Below are 16,442 nucleotides of genomic sequence, written 5' to 3' on the forward strand. Positions count from 1 at the left end.
GGGGCCGAGGAAGAAAATGTTCGGAAAATTGACACTGGATGCAGTGCCCTACCATGAACCGATTATCATGGTTACGGTGGCTGCAATTATCATTGGTGGCGCGGCCTTAGTTGGCCTGATCACTTACTTCGGTAAGTGGAGCTACCTGTGGAATGAGTGGCTGACTTCGGTTGACCACAAAAAACTCGGTATCATGTACTGCATCGTCGGTATCGTCATGTTAATTCGTGGCTTTGCGGATGCAATCATGATGCGTAGCCAGCAGGCACTCGCGTCTGCGGGCGAAGCCGGCTTCCTGCCACCGCACCACTACGATCAGATCTTTACCGCCCACGGCGTTATCATGATCTTCTTCGTGGCGATGCCGCTGGTAATCGGTCTGATGAACGTTGTCGTTCCGCTGCAAATTGGCGCGCGCGACGTAGCGTTCCCGTTCCTGAACAACCTGAGCTTCTGGTTCACGGTTGTCGGCGTTATCCTGGTTAACCTGTCACTGGGCGTGGGCGAATTTGCACAGACCGGCTGGCTGGCTTACCCACCGCTTTCGGGAATTGAGTACAGTCCGGGTGTAGGCGTTGACTACTGGATTTGGGCGCTTCAGCTCTCCGGTGTCGGTACCACCCTGACCGGTATCAACTTCTTCGTGACCATCCTGAAGATGCGTGCACCAGGTATGACGATGTTCAAGATGCCAGTATTTACCTGGGCATCTCTGTGCGCCAACGTACTGATTATCGCGTCGTTCCCAATTCTGACCGTCACCATCGCGCTGCTGACCCTGGACCGCTACCTGGGCACCCATTTCTTCACGAATGATATGGGTGGCAACATGATGATGTACATCAACCTGATTTGGGCCTGGGGTCACCCGGAAGTGTACATTCTGGTTCTGCCTGTTTTCGGTGTGTTCTCCGAAATCGCGGCAACCTTCTCGCGTAAGCGTCTGTTTGGTTACACCTCTCTGGTGTGGGCAACCGTGTGTATTACCGTTCTGTCGTTCATCGTTTGGCTGCACCACTTCTTTACCATGGGTGCGGGCGCGAACGTAAACGCCTTCTTCGGTATCACCACCATGATTATCGCCATCCCTACCGGGGTGAAGATCTTCAACTGGCTGTTCACCATGTACCAGGGCCGTATCGTGTTCCACTCAGCAATGCTGTGGACCATCGGCTTCATCGTGACCTTCTCCGTAGGTGGGATGACCGGCGTACTGCTGGCGGTGCCAGGTGCTGACTTCGTTCTGCACAACAGCCTGTTCCTGATTGCGCACTTCCATAACGTTATCATCGGCGGTGTGGTCTTCGGCTGCTTCGCAGGTGTGACTTACTGGTGGCCTAAGGCGTTTGGCTTCACGCTGAACGAAACCTGGGGTAAACGCGCGTTCTGGTTCTGGATCATTGGCTTCTTCGTGGCGTTTATGCCGCTGTACGTGCTGGGCTTCATGGGTATGACCCGTCGTCTGAGCCAGCAGATCGATCCGCAGTTCCACCCAATGCTGATGGTTGCAGCGGGCGGTGCAGCGCTGATTGCCTGCGGTATTCTGTGCCAGCTGATTCAGTACTACGTGTCCATCCGCGACCGTAACCTGAACCGCGACCTGACCGGTGACCCATGGGGTGGCCGTACGCTGGAGTGGGCAACCTCTTCTCCACCACCGTTCTATAACTTTGCCGTAGTGCCGCACATTCACGAGCGTGACGCATTCTGGGAAATGAAAGAAAAAGGTGAAGCGTACAAGCAACCTGAGCATTACGAAGAGATCCATATGCCGAAAAACAGCGCTGCGGGCATCGTGATTGCCGCTTTCGCAACGGTATTTGGTTTCGCAATGATCTGGCACATCTGGTGGATGGCGATTGTTGGCTTCGCTGGCATCGTAATCAGCTGGATTGTGAAGAGCTTTGACGAGGACGTGGACTACTACGTACCAGTCCGTGAAGTTGAAAAGCTGGAAAATCAGCATTTCGACGAGATTTCTAAAGCGGGGCTGAAAAATGGCAACTGATACTCTGGCGCACTCAACTGCCCACGCGCATGAACATGCGCACCATGATACAGGACCGACCAAAGTCTTCGGTTTCTGGATCTACCTGATGAGCGACTGCATTCTGTTCTGCTGTCTGTTCGCGACCTATGCCGTTCTGGTGAACGGCACAGCGGGCGGCCCGACCGGCAAGGACATCTTTGAACTGCCGTTCGTTCTGGTTGAAACCGCACTGCTGTTATTCAGCTCCATCACCTACGGCATGGCGGCTATCGCCATGTACAAAAACAACAAGAGCCAGGTTGTCTCCTGGCTGGCGTTGACCTGGCTGTTTGGTGCTGGCTTTATCGGGATGGAAATCTATGAATTCCACCACCTGATTATGGAAGGCTTCGGTCCGGATCGCAGTGGTTTCCTGTCCGCGTTCTTCGCGCTGGTGGGTACCCACGGTCTGCACGTGACCTCGGGTCTGATCTGGATGGCAGTACTGATGTTCCAGATCTCCCGCCGCGGCCTGACCAGCACTAACCGTACCCGTATCATGTGCCTGAGCCTGTTCTGGCACTTCCTGGACGTGGTATGGATCTGCGTGTTCTCTGTTGTCTATCTGATGGGGGCGATGTAATGAGTCATTCTAACGATCATGGCGCTTCCCACGGCAGCGTAAAAACCTACATGACAGGTTTCATCCTGTCGATCATCCTGACGGTGATCCCGTTCTGGATGGTGATGAGCGGTTCTGCGTCCAAGCCGGTTATCCTGGGAGTAATCCTGGTGACCGCGGTGATTCAGATTCTGGTGCATCTGGTTTGCTTCCTGCACATGAACACCAAGTCCGATGAAGGCTGGAATATGACTGCCTTTATCTTTACCGTGATTATCATCGCTATCCTGGTAGTCGGTTCCATCTGGATTATGTGGAACCTCAACTACAACATGATGGTTCACTAAGAGCGGCGAGTATGTTTAAGCAATACCTGCAAGTCACGAAACCAGGCATCATCTTTGGCAACCTGATCTCCGTAATCGGAGGGTTCCTGCTGGCCTCTAAAGGCAGCATTGATTACACCCTCTTTATTTACACGCTGGTCGGTGTGTCACTGGTGGTTGCGTCCGGTTGTGTATTTAACAACTACATCGACATGGATATCGACAAGAAGATGGAAAGGACCAAGAATCGGGTGCTGGTTAAAGGCCTGATTGCCCCTTCCGTCTCGCTGGTGTACGCCACCTTGCTGGGTATTGCTGGCTTTATGCTGCTGTGGTTTGGTGCTAACCCGCTGGCCTGCTGGCTGGGGGTGATGGGGTTCGTGGTGTATGTAGGCGTCTACAGCCTGTATATGAAGCGTCACTCCGTCTACGGCACGCTGATTGGTTCTCTCTCCGGCGCTGCGCCGCCGGTGATTGGCTACTGCGCCGTCACGAACGAGTTCGACAGCGGTGCGCTCATCCTGCTGGCTATCTTTAGCCTGTGGCAGATGCCGCACTCCTATGCCATCGCGATTTTCCGCTTCAAGGATTATCAGGCAGCGAACATTCCGGTTCTGCCGGTCGTGAAGGGCATTTCAGTTGCCAAGAACCACATCACGCTCTACATCATCGCTTTTGCCGTGGCAACGCTGATGCTTTCTCTGGGCGGTTACGCCGGATATAAATATCTGGTGGTAGCGGCCGCGGTGAGCGTCTGGTGGCTCGGCATGGCCCTGCGCGGCTACAAGGTGGAAGATGACAAAGTCTGGGCACGCAAGCTGTTTGTGTTCTCGATTGTCGCCATCACCTCCCTGTCCGTGATGATGTCCGTAGACTTCATGGTGCCGGACTCGCAAAACCTGCTGACTTACGTCTGGTAAGTTTATGTGATGATGAAAAGGGTGCTTCGGCACCCTTTTTTATTCACGAAATCTATTAATTACGCATGTAATATTTGTTAAATAAGCCTTTATTTACCCCGCCCCTTCCCCGCACTACACTATGGCCTGCTTTTGAACTGAGGTGGTAATGAACGATTATAAAATGACGCCGGGCGAGCTGCGTGCGACCTGGGGTTTAGGGACTGTTTTCTCGCTGCGGATGCTTGGCATGTTTATGGTCCTGCCCGTTCTGACCACGTACGGCATGGCGTTACAGGGTGCCAGCGAAGCGCTGATTGGTCTTGCTATTGGCATTTACGGTCTGGCGCAGGCAATTTTCCAGATCCCCTTTGGCCTGCTCTCTGATCGGGTGGGCCGCAAGCCGCTGATTGTCGGCGGGCTGCTGGTCTTTGTGCTCGGGAGCGTTATTGCCGCCCTCTCCCACTCCATCTGGGGCATTATTTTGGGCCGCGCCCTGCAGGGATCCGGTGCGATTGCCGCCGCGGTGATGGCGCTGCTGTCAGATTTAACCCGTGAGCAAAACCGCACCAAAGCGATGGCGTTCATCGGCGTGAGCTTTGGCGTGACGTTTGCGATTGCGATGGTGCTCGGTCCCATCATTACGCACAAACTGGGTCTGCACGCCCTGTTCTGGATGATTGCGGTGCTGGCGACTATCGGGATCGCACTCACCCTGTGGGTTGTGCCAGACAGTAAAAATCACGTCCTTAACCGTGAATCCGGGATGGTTAAAGGCTGCTTTAGCAAAGTCATCGCCGAGCCGCGTCTGCTAAAGCTTAACTTCGGCATTATGTGCCTGCATATTCTGCTGATGTCCACCTTCGTCGCCCTGCCCGGCCAGCTTGCCGCAGCAGGTTTCCCGGCGGCCGAGCACTGGAAAATTTATCTGGTCACAATGCTGATTTCGTTTGTCTCCGTTGTGCCCTTTATTATTTACGCCGAAGTGAAGCGCAAAATGAAACGCGTCTTCGTGGGCTGCGTGGCGTTACTGCTGATTGCCGAGATTGTGCTCTGGGGCGCTGGTCCGCACTTCTGGGAGCTGATCGCAGGCGTGCAGCTGTTCTTTCTGGCGTTTAACCTGATGGAAGCCCTGCTGCCGTCGCTGATCAGCAAAGAGTCCCCCGCCGGTTACAAAGGCACGGCAATGGGCATTTACTCCACCAGCCAGTTCCTCGGCGTGGCGATCGGCGGCTCGCTTGGCGGCTGGGTCGACGGCCTGTTTGATTCACAAACCGTGTTTCTCGCGGGCGCGCTGCTGGCAACAGTCTGGCTGCTGGTCGCCAGCACCATGAAAGAGCCTCGCTACGTGAGCAGCCTGCGGGTAGAAATCCCGGATGACGTGGAGATTAGCGACGCGCTGAAGCAGCGTCTGGAAGGAAAAGAAGGGGTCACAGAGGTGCTGATTGTTCCCGAAGAGCGCAGTGCTTATGTCAAAATTGACAGCAAAGTGACGAACCGCTTTGAGGTGGAGCAGGCGCTTAAAGCGTGAAAAAAGCCCGGTTGAACCGGGCTTTTTTTGTCTTAATCGCGGAAGTTTTTAAACTGGAACGGCTGTCCCAAATCCCCACCGCGCACCAGCGCCATCACGGACTGCAGGTCGTCGCGGGATTTTCCGGTGACGCGAATCTCTTCGCCCTGGATCTGCGCCTGCACCTTCAGCTTGCTGTCTTTAATCAGCTTAACGATCTTCTTCTGCACCGCGCTCTCGATGCCCTGCTTCAGTTTGGCTTCTACAAACCAGTTCTTACCGCTGTGGACAAACTCGTCCGGCACGTCCAGAGACGTTCCTTCGATGCCGCGTTTTAACAGCTTGGCGCGCAGAATGTCGAGCAGCTGATTCACCTGGAAATCAGACTCGCTCAGCACCTTAATGGTCTTATTTGCGTCGTTCAGCTCAAACGACGCCTCAACGCCGCGAAAATCGAAACGTGACTCAACTTCGCGGGTTGCGTTCTCAACGCCGTTGCGAACTTCCTGGATATCAACTTCGGAAACAATATCGAAAGATGGCATCTTTTCTTCTCCCTTCACTTTTGTTGCGTTGCATAATACCCGCTACGAGGCATAACTCAACAGAAGCTTAGCTGTATAATTAAGCTGTAACACCTGGCGCAGTTGCAGGTGAGGAGGAACAATGAAAATTACGGTGCTCGGATGCGGAGCGCTCGGCCAACTGTGGCTGACCGCGCTGTGCAAGCACGGACATGAGGTTCAGGGCTGGCTGCGCGTGCCCCAGCCCTATTGCAGTGTCAACCTGATTGGTGAAGACGGAAGCATTTTTAACGAATCCCTCACCGCGAACGATCCTGATTTCCTGGCGCAAAGCGACCTGTTGCTGGTGACGCTCAAGGCGTGGCAGGTCTCAGATGCGGTTAAGACTCTGGCCGCGCAGCTCCCCCCCACGTCCCCCATTCTGCTGCTGCATAACGGTATGGGAACCCTTGATGAGCTGAAAAGCGTCCCGCAGCCTCTGCTGATGGCGACCACCACCCACGCAGCGCGTCGCGACGGGACTATTATCGTGCATGTCGCCAGCGGCGTGACGCACATCGGTCCGGCCAGAACGCAGGATGGCGACTACAGCTATCTTGCCGATGTTCTGCAAAAGGTCTTGCCGGACGTTGCCTGGCACAACAACATCCGCCCTCAGCTGTGGCGCAAGCTGGCCGTAAACTGCGTGATCAATCCGCTGACGGCGCTGTGGAACTGCCCGAACGGGGAGCTGAAAAACCATCCGCAGGAGGTGGCGTCCCTGTGTGCAGAAGTCGCGTCGGTCATTGAGCGAGAAGGCCTGCACACCTCAGCAGAGGATTTACGCTGTTATGTCGAGCAGGTTATTGAGAGTACGGCTGAGAATATCTCCTCGATGCTGCAGGACGTTCGGGCATTACGCCATACGGAGATAGATTACATTACCGGTTATCTGCTAAAGCGCGCCCGCTCGCACGGCATCGCCGTGCCGGAAAACGCCCGTCTGTATGACCTGGTTAAACGTAAGGAGAGTGAATATGAGCGCGTCGGCACTGATTTGCCTCGCTCCTGGTAGCGAAGAGATGGAAGCGGTCACTACTATTGATTTACTGGTACGTGGCGGCATTAAGGTAACAACCGCCAGCGTAGCCAGCGACGGCAATCTGGCAATCACCTGTTCACGAGGGGTGAAAATCCTGGCAGACGCACCGCTTGTCCAGGTTGCTGACGGCGATTACGACATCATCGTCCTGCCCGGCGGCTTAAAAGGCGCGGAATGTTTCCGCGACAGCCCGCTGTTGGTCGAGACCGTGCGTCAGTTTCATCTGTCCGGCCGCATCGTCGCGGCAATCTGTGCCGCCGCTGGAACAGTTCTGATTCCGCACGACATCTTCCCCATCGGCAATATGACCGGCTTCCCGGGGCTTAAGGATACGATCCCGGAGGAGCATTGGGTGGATAAACGCGTCGTCTGGGATCCGCGCGTCAACCTGCTGACCAGCCAGGGACCCGGCACCGCGATTGATTTTGGCTTAAAGATTATTGATCTGCTGGTCGGGCGGGAGAAGGCCTACGAAGTGGCGTCGTCGCTGGTGATGCCGGCGGGGATTTATAATTACTATGAAGAGTAGTGCATAAAAAAAGCCGGGTGGCGCGAGGTAAAAGCAAAACGGCAACCTTTGGTTGCCGTTTTTAATGTGAGGGCGCCAGGCCGCACGCTACGGACGATACACCTTCACGTTCGCGAATCCCTGCTCGCGCAGGTACAGCGCCTGCAGGCGGCTCATCACCCCGCGCTCACACCACAGCAGATACGTTTTGCTCTGATCGAGGTCGCCAAACTTAGTGCTCAGCTTGTAGAACGGCAGAGAAACCACCTCTACGCCTTCCACCTTAAGCGGCTTGTCATCCTGCTCGTCAATGGAGCGGATATCCAGAATCGCATCGTTCGCACCGAAACCGCTCACGGTTTCCACTTCAACCACTTCCTGCTCGGTCTGCTGGGCAATCTCGCGGATGTCGATGTTGGACGCTTCTGCCACCACTCTTTCCAGGATGCTGAAATCGAAGTTCTCTTCTTCCGCTTCGATCTTCGCCTTCACTGCCTTGACGGTCGGGCTTTTTGAGATCACGCCGCAGTATTCCGGCATGGTGCGGGCAAAGTCTTCGGTGCCGATTTCGCGCGCCAGGTCGATGATGTGCTCTTTATCGTGGGAGATCAGCGGGCGCAGGATCAGCGTATCTGATACGTTGTCGATCAGACGCAGGTTGGTCAGCGTCTGGCTGGAGACCTGGCCCAGCGCTTCGCCGGTGACCAGCGCCTGCACGCCATAGCGCTCGGCGACTTTGGACGCCGCGCGCATCATCATACGTTTGAGGATCACGCCCATCTGTCCGTCATCCACTTTTTCAAGGATTTCGCCTACTACCGGCTCAAAGTTGATCGCCACAAAACGCACGCGGTGAGAACTGCCGAAGCGGTTCCACAGGTAATGCGCCACCTGACGAACGCCAATTTCATGCGCCGCGCCGCCCAGGTTGAAGAAGCAGTAGTGCACGCGGCAACCGCGACGCATCAGCATGTAGCTGGAGACGCCGGAGTCGAAGCCGCCCGAGATCAGCGACAGCACATCTTCCTGCGTGCCGATCGGGAAACCGCCAATACCTTCATAACGGCCCTTAACCAGCAGCAGACGATCGTTCTCGATCTCAAGGTTAACGGTGACGTCCGGGTTAGTCAGGCGCACGCGCGCCGTCTCAACGTGCTGGTTCAGACCACCGCCGACGTAGCGCTCAACTTCAATCGAGCTAAACTCGTGCTTACCGCGACGCTTCACGCGCACGCAGAAGGTTTTGCCTTCGATCTGGTCGCGGTACTGTACCAGCGCCTTTTCGAAGATATCGTGCATATCGCTGAACGGAACGTCTTCCACTTCCAGAATATGGTGAATACCTGGAATACGGGTCAGCGCGTCGCGAATATCAAGGCGTTTGCTTTCGTCTTTCGCGCGGACTTCAACGTGGTCCCAGTGACGCACCACGGCGAGCGTTTCGTCGTAGTGTTTTAATACGTTACGAATGTTCCCGGTGAGAATTTTAATAAAGCGCAAACGCACAGATTGGCTTTTGATGGTGATTTCAGGGAACAATTTAATGATAAACTTCATGGCGGCAATGTTTCTTAGGCAAGCTTATAAAGGCTTGTAGTGGAAAATGATACAGCAGCCCACACCCGTGGCTGCATCCAGGCGCGCAAGTATACCACCATCGCGCCACTCGCGTTATTTGATAATTGCCCCGAGTCCGTTACCATGTTGGGGCGAAGAATATAAGAGTTAATTCACTATGCCGAAGAAGAACGACGCACCGGCCAGTTTTGAAACTGCGCTGAGTGAGCTTGAGCAGATTGTTACCCGCCTCGAGAGCGGCGATTTACCGCTGGAAGACGCCCTCAACGAATTTGAGCGCGGTGTGCAGCTTGCGCGCCAGGGGCAGGTAAAACTCCAGCAGGCCGAGCAGCGTGTGCAGATCCTGCTTTCCGACAGCGAAGACGCTAAAACCACGCCATTCACACCGGACGCCGAGTAAATGGATTTTACCAACGCGCTTCAGGCGCGCGTCGTTCGCGCCAACGACGCCCTGCGCCGTTTTATTGAGCCGCAGCCTTTTCAGAACACTCCACTGGTTGAAGCCATGCACTATGGCGCACTCTTAGGGGGTAAACGCCTGCGTCCGTTCCTGGTGTATGCCACGGGCAATATGTTTGGCATCAGCGATAATACGCTGGACGCCCCGGCAGCCGCCGTGGAGTGCATCCATGCCTACTCGCTGATCCACGACGATCTCCCGGCGATGGACGACGACGATCTGCGCCGGGGTCAGCCAACCTGCCACATTAAGTTTGGCGAGGCGAATGCCATTCTGGCGGGCGATGCCTTGCAGACGCTGGCGTTCTCGATTCTCAGTGATGCGCCGATGGCGGAAGTGGCCGACCGCGACCGCCTGGCGATGATCTCCGAACTGGCAATGGCCAGCGGCGTGGCTGGCATGTGCGGCGGTCAGGCGCTGGATCTTGAAGCGGAAGGACGTCAGGTTAATCTGGAACAGCTGGAGCGTATTCATCGCCATAAGACGGGCGCGCTTATTCGTTCCGCCGTTCGCCTGGGCGCGCTGAGCGCGGGTGAGCAAGGGCGCAAAGCCCTGCCGATTCTGGACAGATACGCAGAAAGTATCGGTCTGGCATTCCAGGTTCAGGATGACATTCTGGATGTGGTGGGCGATACTGCAACATTGGGTAAACGTCAGGGTGCGGACCAGCAGCTTGGCAAAAGTACCTATCCCGCCCTGCTGGGTCTTGAGCAAGCCCAACGTAAAGCCCGGGATCTGATTGACGATGCCCGCCAGTCGCTGAATGAGCTGGCCGCGCAATCGCTGGATACCTCGGCACTGGAAGCGCTAGCGGACTATATAATCCAGCGTGATAAATAAACTATATATCTCGATGAGCCTTTGATGAGTTTTGATATTGCCAAATACCCGACACTGGCGTTAGTTGACTCCACCCAGGAGTTACGTCTGTTGCCGAAAGAGAGTCTGCCGAAGCTGTGTGACGAGCTGCGTCGTTACCTGCTCGACAGCGTTAGCCGCTCCAGCGGCCACTTCGCCTCCGGGCTTGGCACGGTTGAGCTGACCGTGGCGTTGCATTACGTCTATAACACGCCGTTCGATCAGCTTATCTGGGACGTGGGCCACCAGGCTTATCCGCACAAAATTCTGACCGGACGTCGCGATAAAATTGGCACCATTCGTCAGAAAGGCGGCCTGCACCCGTTCCCGTGGCGCGGTGAGAGCGAGTATGACGTGCTGAGCGTCGGCCACTCATCGACCTCCATTTCTGCGGGCATCGGTATTGCCGTTGCCGCCGAAAAAGAGAATAAGCAGCGCCGCACCGTCTGCGTGATTGGCGACGGGGCGATCACCGCCGGGATGGCTTTTGAAGCCATGAACCACGCGGGCGATATCAAGCCGGACATGCTGGTTATCCTCAACGATAACGAAATGTCGATCTCCGAGAACGTCGGCGCGCTGAACAACCATCTGGCGCAGCTGCTTTCCGGCAAGCTTTACTCCTCCCTGCGGGAAGGCGGGAAAAAAGTTTTCTCCGGCGTGCCGCCGATCAAAGAGCTGCTCAAGCGTACCGAAGAACACATCAAAGGCATGGTCGTACCGGGCACGCTGTTCGAAGAGCTGGGCTTTAACTATATCGGCCCGGTGGACGGGCACGATGTGCTGGGTCTGGTGACCACGCTTAAAAACATGCGCGACCTGAAAGGCCCGCAGTTCCTGCACATCATGACTAAAAAAGGGCGTGGCTACGAACCGGCGGAGAAAGATCCGATCACCTTCCACGCGGTGCCAAAGTTCGACCATACCAGCGGCTGCCTGCCGAAAAGCAGCGGCGGAATGCCGAGCTACTCAAAAATCTTTGGCGACTGGCTGTGCGAGACGGCGGCAAAAGATCACAAGCTGATGGCGGTTACGCCTGCCATGCGTGAAGGCTCCGGCATGGTCGAGTTCTCCAAAAAATACCCGGACCAGTATTTCGACGTCGCCATTGCCGAGCAGCACGCGGTCACCTTCGCGGCGGGCCTGGCGATTGGCGGCTACAAGCCGGTGGTGGCGATTTACTCCACCTTCCTGCAGCGCGCCTACGACCAGGTGATCCATGACGTTGCCATCCAGAAGCTGCCGGTGCTGTTTGCTATCGATCGCGCGGGCATCGTGGGGGCCGACGGCCAGACGCACCAGGGGGCGTTTGATCTCTCCTTCCTGCGCTGCATCCCGGACATGGTCATCATGACGCCAAGCGACGAAAACGAGTGTCGTCAGATGCTGTATACCGGCTACCACTATCAGGACGGCCCCTGCGCGGTACGTTATCCACGCGGCAATGCCCTTGGCGTTGAACTTCAGCCGCTGGAAAAACTGGAGATCGGTAAAGGTCTGGTGAAACGTCGCGGCGAAAAAGTGGCGATCCTGAACTTTGGTACGCTGATGCCGGAAGCGGCAAAAGTCGCTGAAACCCTGAACGCGACGCTGGTGGATATGCGCTTTGTGAAGCCGCTCGATGAATCTCTGATTCTGAGCATGGCGGAAAGCCACGACGTGCTGGTCACGCTGGAAGAGAACGCCATCATGGGCGGTGCGGGCAGCGGCGTTAACGAGGTACTGATGGCGAACCGTAAATTGGTTCCGGTGCTGAACCTCGGCCTGCCGGACCACTTCATCCCGCAAGGCACACAGGACGAGGCGCGTGCCGACATCGGCCTGGACGCCGCCGGTATCGAAGCCAGAATCCGCAGCTGGCTGGCCTGATCCCTCCCCTTTTCCGCTCCTGCTATGCTTAAACGTATTGTTTAAACAGCAGGAGCGGAACCATGCAATACACGACATTAGGAAAAACGGACCTCAGGGTGTCCCGGCTTTGCCTGGGCTGCATGACCTTTGGCGAGCCTGACCGGGGAAATCACGCCTGGACGCTGCCGGAAGAGAGCAGCCGCCCTATCATCAAGCGCGCCATAGACGGCGGCATCAACTTCTTCGATACCGCCAACAGCTACTCTGACGGCAGCAGCGAAGAGATTGTGGGCCGCGCTCTGCGTGATTTTGCTCGTCGGGATGAGATTGTGGTCGCCACCAAGGTGTATTACCCGTCAGGCGATCTGGCTGAAGGCCTCTCTCGCGCGCAGGTCCTGCGCTCCATTGATGACAGTCTCAGACGCCTGAACATGGATTACGTCGACCTGCTGCAAATTCACCGCTGGGATTACAACACGCCAATTGAAGAAACCCTTGAAGCGCTGAACGATGTCGTGAAAGCAGGTAAAGCGCGCTATATCGGCGCGTCGTCAATGCACGCATCTCAGTTTGCTCAGGCGCTCGATCTCCAGGCGCAGCACGGCTGGGCACGCTTTGTCACCATGCAGGATCACTACAACCTGATTTACCGGGAAGAAGAACGCGAGATGCTGCCGCTCTGCTATCAGGAAGGCGTGGCGGTGATCCCGTGGAGCCCGCTGGCGCGCGGACGCTTAACCCGTCCGTGGGGAGAAACCACGGCGCGGCTGGTATCGGATGAAGTGGGTAAAAATCTTTATTCCGGTACCGAAGCCAGCGATGCGCTGATTGCCGAACGTTTAGCCGGGATCGCCGACGATATCGGCGCAACGCGCGCGCAGGTGGCGCTGGCGTGGCTGCTGGGCAAGCGGGGTGTCGCCGCACCGATTATTGGTACATCGCGGGAAGAACAGCTGGACGAGTTGTTAAGCGCGGTGGATTTATCGCTGACGCCGGAGCAGGTTGCCGAGCTGGAGACGCCGTATCAGCAGCATCCGGTGGTGGGGTTTAAGTAAACACTTGCCGGGTGGCGTACGCTTACCCGGCAATACTGAGCGCACAAACTTACCCGAAGTGATCGTACCCTTTCCAGTCCAGCGTAACGGGCGCACCGTCTTTCACAAACTTCAGCCCTTCACTCTCCGGCATGATCTGACCGATGCAGGTAAACTTTGCGCCAAGATGGGCCAATGCCACGTCCAGCGTTCCACGGTTCAGCTCTGGCACCGTGAAGCACAACTCGTAGTCTTCCCCACCGGAGAGCGCCCAGCGCAGCGCCTGCTCAGGCTCCACATGGCGAAGCAGTTGCTCCGACAGCGGGAACAGATCCAGTTCAACGCGCGCGCCCACCCCGCTGGCCTTCAGGATATGGCCGAGGTCCGAGATGAGACCGTCAGAGAGATCGATAGCCGAACTGGCCCGCTCGCGCAGCGCCTGACCGTGCAGAATACGCGGTGTCGGGCGCAGGTGGCGCTTCACCAGATACGCCGCATCGTCAGCGTCCGTCACGTTTAAGCGATCCTGAAGGATCGCCAGCCCTGCCGCGCTGTCTCCCGGCGTCCCGGTCACGTAGATCCAGTCGCCCGGTTTAGCGCCCGAGCGCTTCAGCGCGCGACCGAGCGGCACATAACCGTGGATCGCCAGCGTCATCGATAGCGGCCCGGCAGTCGTATCGCCGCCAATCAGCTGCATATCGTAGTAGTTCAGCTGTTCAAACAGCGCATCGCTGAACGCTTCAAGCCAGGCTTCATCCACCTCCGGCAGCGTCAGGGCCAGCGTCAGCCAGGCCGGGTCGGCACCCATTGCCGCCAGATCGCTGACGTTGACCGCCAGCGCTTTATACGCCAGATCGGCAGGATCGATATCAGGTAAGAAATGACGTCCGCACACTAAGGTGTCGGTGCTGATTGCCAGCGTCTGCTTTTCAGGAATATTGAGAAGTGCACAGTCATCGCCAATGCCGGTTTCAACATCAAGACGAGAGGTTCTGACACGGTCGAAATAACGGGCAATCAGGGAGAATTCGCCGCATGCCATACGTTATGCCTCAGCAAATAAAAGAAAAAACCGGAGCCGCACTGCCCGTCAGGCAATGCAGAACTCCGGTTTGCGGATCACTTTTTGTGGGGACGGATCGCAGGTGCGGCTTTATCAAGTACGCCGTTAACGAACTTGTGGCTGTCTTCAGCGCCGAAGGTTTTCGCCAGTTCGATCGCTTCGTTGATGGCCACTTTGTACGGCACATCATCACGTTTAGACAGCTCAAACAGCGCGATACGCAACACTGCTTTTTCCACCTGGCCCAGCTCTTCGAGCAGACGGGACAGGTATGGCTTCATCAGGCCATCGAGATACGCGCTATTAGTCGCCACTCCCGACAGCAGTTCACGGAAGTACAGAACGTCAACGTCTTTCACGTCCTGTTCTGACAGGAACTGGTATTCAACATCAGCGATGTCGTTCTGGGACAACTGCCAGGAGTAAAGTGCCTGGACGGCACATTCACGGGCGCGGCGACGAGCAGCAGGTTTCACGGAATTCCCCTTACAAAAAAATCAGGCCTTAATGGCTTTCAATACATTGATCATTTCAAGCGCGGTCAGTGCAGCTTCTGCACCTTTGTTACCGGCTTTGGTGCCAGCACGTTCGATGGCTTGTTCAATACTTTCGGTGGTCAGCACGCCGAACGCGACAGGAATTTCAGCATCCTGCGCAACGTGTGCCAGACCGTTGCTTGCACCGCCCGCAACGTATTCGAAGTGCGCAGTGCCGCCACGAATAACGGTACCCAGCGCAATCACCGCGTCGTATTTACCGGTTTTCGCCAGCGCGCCCGCCGCCAGTGGCAGTTCATAAGCGCCTGGAACCCAAACAACGGTAATGTTGTCATCTTTAACCTGGCCGATACGTTTCAGGGCGTCAATCGCACCTTCCAGCAGGCTATCGTTGATGAAGTTGTTGAAACGCGCAATGGTGATGGCGACGCGAGCGTCCGGGGTAGCTACAGCAGCTTCAATAATGTTCATACTCTTCCTTTACGGGTTCATTTGGCCCCGCAGGGGGGCGGATTTTATCATAATACTTTGCGCACTGCTTCCCTATTTCGGGAGCAATTACGCTGTCGTTAAATGGAGGCAGACATCCGGACCCACCGGACGAATCTCGCTGAATGTGAGTTGCGGTGCGTCGGCCAGTTTTTCAAGGCCAGGCAGCACAAACAGGCCGCGCGCGTCGTGACCTAACAGTTTAGGCGCAACGTAGACGAGCAGTTCATCCACCAGCCCCGCCTGGAGCAGCGCGCCGGCGAGCGTCGGACCAGCTTCGACCCAGATGCTGTTCACCTGCTGCTTGCCGAGCAACATCATCAGCACCACGAGATCCAGATGTCCGTTATGCTCCGGCACCATAATGCTGCGCACGCCTTCCGGCCATTCGCGCGTATCTTCTTTGGTGCGCGCAATCCAGGTTTCACCCGGCTGATGCACGATGCGGTGCTCCGGGGTCACGCGGTTCTGGCTATCAATAATAATACGCAGCGGCTGGCGCAGGTTCTCCTGCGGATAAAGCGCCTGGGTATCGGCATTCAGCTCATCCCAGCGCACGGTCACGGCCGGATCGTCAGCCAGAACGGTTTCACTGCTGGTGAGGATAGCATGGCTTTGCGCACGCAGACGTTGCACATCGCGCCTTGCCTGCGGCGAGGTGATCCACTGGCTTTCACCGTTCGCCATTGCCGTACGGCCGTCCAGCGAGGCGCCCAGCTTAAGCTGGATATACGGAAAACCGGTGCGCATGCGCTTCAGGAAGCCTTTGTTGATGGCTTCCGCATCTTGCATCATCAGGCCGTGGCTGACGTCGATCCCTTCCTGTTGCAGACGATACAGGCCGCGGCCCGCCACCTGCGGGTTAGGATCCTGCATAGCGGCGACCACGCGCGAAACCCCTGCCGCAATCAGCGCTTCACAGCACGGCGGCGTGCGCCCGTGGTGGCTGCATGGCTCCAGCGTCACGTAGGCCGTCGCGCCTCGCGCTTTCTCCCCCGCCATACGCAGGGCATGCACTTCAGCATGCGGCTCGCCTGCGCGATAGTGAAACCCTTCCCCCACGATCTCGCCATCTTTCACGATAACGCACCCGACGTTGGGGTTAGGGTGAGTGGTAAAACGACCGCGCTGCGCCAGCTTCATGGCTCGTGCCATGTACTTCTCATCCTGCAT

General features: G+C 56.5%; 17 protein-coding genes. 11 read left to right on the forward strand and 6 right to left on the reverse strand.

Annotation, left to right across the window (positions count from 1 at the left end; all coding sequences use genetic code 11):
- Positions 1-16 precede the first annotated feature (16 nt).
- The 5 genes from cyoB (at position 17) to INF73_RS10675 (ending at position 5,347) form a co-directional block, all read left to right on the forward strand.
- Positions 17-2,008: a cytochrome o ubiquinol oxidase subunit I gene (gene cyoB / locus INF73_RS10655; protein WP_028012157.1), complete on the forward strand. Its 1,992-nt coding sequence runs from the start codon at positions 17-19 to the stop codon at positions 2,006-2,008.
- Entirely contained in the window at positions 1,998-2,612 is a 615-nt protein-coding gene (locus INF73_RS10660; protein ID WP_003859057.1) for a cytochrome o ubiquinol oxidase subunit III, read from the forward strand. Before cyoB ends, INF73_RS10660 begins: the two co-directional genes overlap by 11 nt.
- Entirely contained in the window at positions 2,612-2,938 is a 327-nt protein-coding gene (locus INF73_RS10665) for a cytochrome o ubiquinol oxidase subunit IV (protein ID WP_176611050.1), read from the forward strand. Before INF73_RS10660 ends, INF73_RS10665 begins: the two co-directional genes overlap by 1 nt.
- An 11-nt stretch (positions 2,939-2,949) precedes the next feature.
- A complete protein-coding gene (gene cyoE, locus INF73_RS10670; RefSeq protein ID WP_003859062.1) occupies positions 2,950-3,837 on the forward strand; it encodes a heme o synthase in 888 nt (295 codons plus the stop codon).
- 148 nt (positions 3,838-3,985) lie between these two features.
- Entirely contained in the window at positions 3,986-5,347 is a 1,362-nt protein-coding gene (locus INF73_RS10675) for an MFS transporter (protein WP_028012156.1), read from the forward strand.
- 32 nt (positions 5,348-5,379) lie between these two features.
- On the opposite strand, the gene INF73_RS10680 is transcribed toward INF73_RS10675, so the two are convergent.
- Positions 5,380-5,871: a YajQ family cyclic di-GMP-binding protein gene (locus INF73_RS10680; RefSeq protein ID WP_023293165.1), complete on the reverse strand. Its 492-nt coding sequence runs from the start codon at positions 5,869-5,871 to the stop codon at positions 5,380-5,382.
- A gap of 121 nt (positions 5,872-5,992) precedes the next feature.
- On the opposite strand from INF73_RS10680, the gene panE reads away from it, so the two are divergent.
- The gene (gene panE, locus INF73_RS10685; protein ID WP_041911083.1) at positions 5,993-6,904 is read left to right on the forward strand and encodes a 2-dehydropantoate 2-reductase; all 912 of its coding nucleotides are present in this window, start codon (positions 5,993-5,995) and stop codon (positions 6,902-6,904) included.
- Positions 6,867-7,460 (forward strand): protein deglycase YajL, encoded by a 594-nt coding sequence (gene yajL / locus INF73_RS10690; protein WP_045259897.1) that lies wholly within the window; start codon positions 6,867-6,869, stop codon positions 7,458-7,460. Before panE ends, yajL begins: the two co-directional genes overlap by 38 nt.
- A gap of 87 nt (positions 7,461-7,547) precedes the next feature.
- Here yajL and thiI read toward each other — a convergent pair whose 3' ends face one another.
- Complete coding sequence (thiI, locus tag INF73_RS10695) at positions 7,548-8,996, reverse strand: tRNA uracil 4-sulfurtransferase ThiI (RefSeq protein WP_193541213.1); 1,449 nt, start codon at positions 8,994-8,996, stop codon at positions 7,548-7,550.
- Positions 8,997-9,174: 178 nt separating this feature from the next.
- On the opposite strand from thiI, the gene xseB reads away from it, so the two are divergent.
- The 4 genes from xseB (at position 9,175) to INF73_RS10715 (ending at position 13,241) form a co-directional block, all read left to right on the forward strand.
- Positions 9,175-9,417, forward strand: coding sequence for an exodeoxyribonuclease VII small subunit (gene xseB, locus INF73_RS10700; RefSeq protein ID WP_003859094.1), 243 nt, complete (start codon positions 9,175-9,177; stop codon positions 9,415-9,417).
- Positions 9,418-10,317: a (2E,6E)-farnesyl diphosphate synthase gene (gene ispA, locus INF73_RS10705; RefSeq protein WP_028012152.1), complete on the forward strand. Its 900-nt coding sequence runs from the start codon at positions 9,418-9,420 to the stop codon at positions 10,315-10,317.
- A 24-nt stretch (positions 10,318-10,341) separates the two neighbouring features.
- Entirely contained in the window at positions 10,342-12,204 is a 1,863-nt protein-coding gene (gene dxs, locus INF73_RS10710; RefSeq protein WP_126345114.1) for a 1-deoxy-D-xylulose-5-phosphate synthase, read from the forward strand.
- A gap of 62 nt (positions 12,205-12,266) precedes the next feature.
- Positions 12,267-13,241: an aldo/keto reductase gene (locus INF73_RS10715; RefSeq protein WP_193541211.1), complete on the forward strand. Its 975-nt coding sequence runs from the start codon at positions 12,267-12,269 to the stop codon at positions 13,239-13,241.
- Between the two features lie 49 nt (positions 13,242-13,290).
- On the opposite strand, the gene thiL is transcribed toward INF73_RS10715, so the two are convergent.
- The 4 genes from thiL to ribD all read right to left on the reverse strand — a co-directional run bounded on the left by thiL (position 13,291) and on the right by ribD (position 16,442).
- Entirely contained in the window at positions 13,291-14,262 is a 972-nt protein-coding gene (thiL, locus tag INF73_RS10720) for a thiamine-phosphate kinase (protein WP_193541209.1), read from the reverse strand.
- A gap of 77 nt (positions 14,263-14,339) precedes the next feature.
- Positions 14,340-14,759: a transcription antitermination factor NusB gene (gene nusB, locus INF73_RS10725; protein ID WP_006809908.1), complete on the reverse strand. Its 420-nt coding sequence runs from the start codon at positions 14,757-14,759 to the stop codon at positions 14,340-14,342.
- A gap of 21 nt (positions 14,760-14,780) precedes the next feature.
- Complete coding sequence (gene ribE, locus INF73_RS10730; RefSeq protein WP_006176874.1) at positions 14,781-15,251, reverse strand: 6,7-dimethyl-8-ribityllumazine synthase; 471 nt, start codon at positions 15,249-15,251, stop codon at positions 14,781-14,783.
- Between the two features lie 87 nt (positions 15,252-15,338).
- Entirely contained in the window at positions 15,339-16,442 is a 1,104-nt protein-coding gene (gene ribD / locus INF73_RS10735) for a bifunctional diaminohydroxyphosphoribosylaminopyrimidine deaminase/5-amino-6-(5-phosphoribosylamino)uracil reductase RibD (RefSeq protein ID WP_193541207.1), read from the reverse strand.

The sequence above is a fragment of the Enterobacter cloacae complex sp. P6RS genome, assembly GCF_014982245.1.
Taxonomy (GTDB): domain Bacteria; phylum Pseudomonadota; class Gammaproteobacteria; order Enterobacterales; family Enterobacteriaceae; genus Enterobacter; species Enterobacter bugandensis.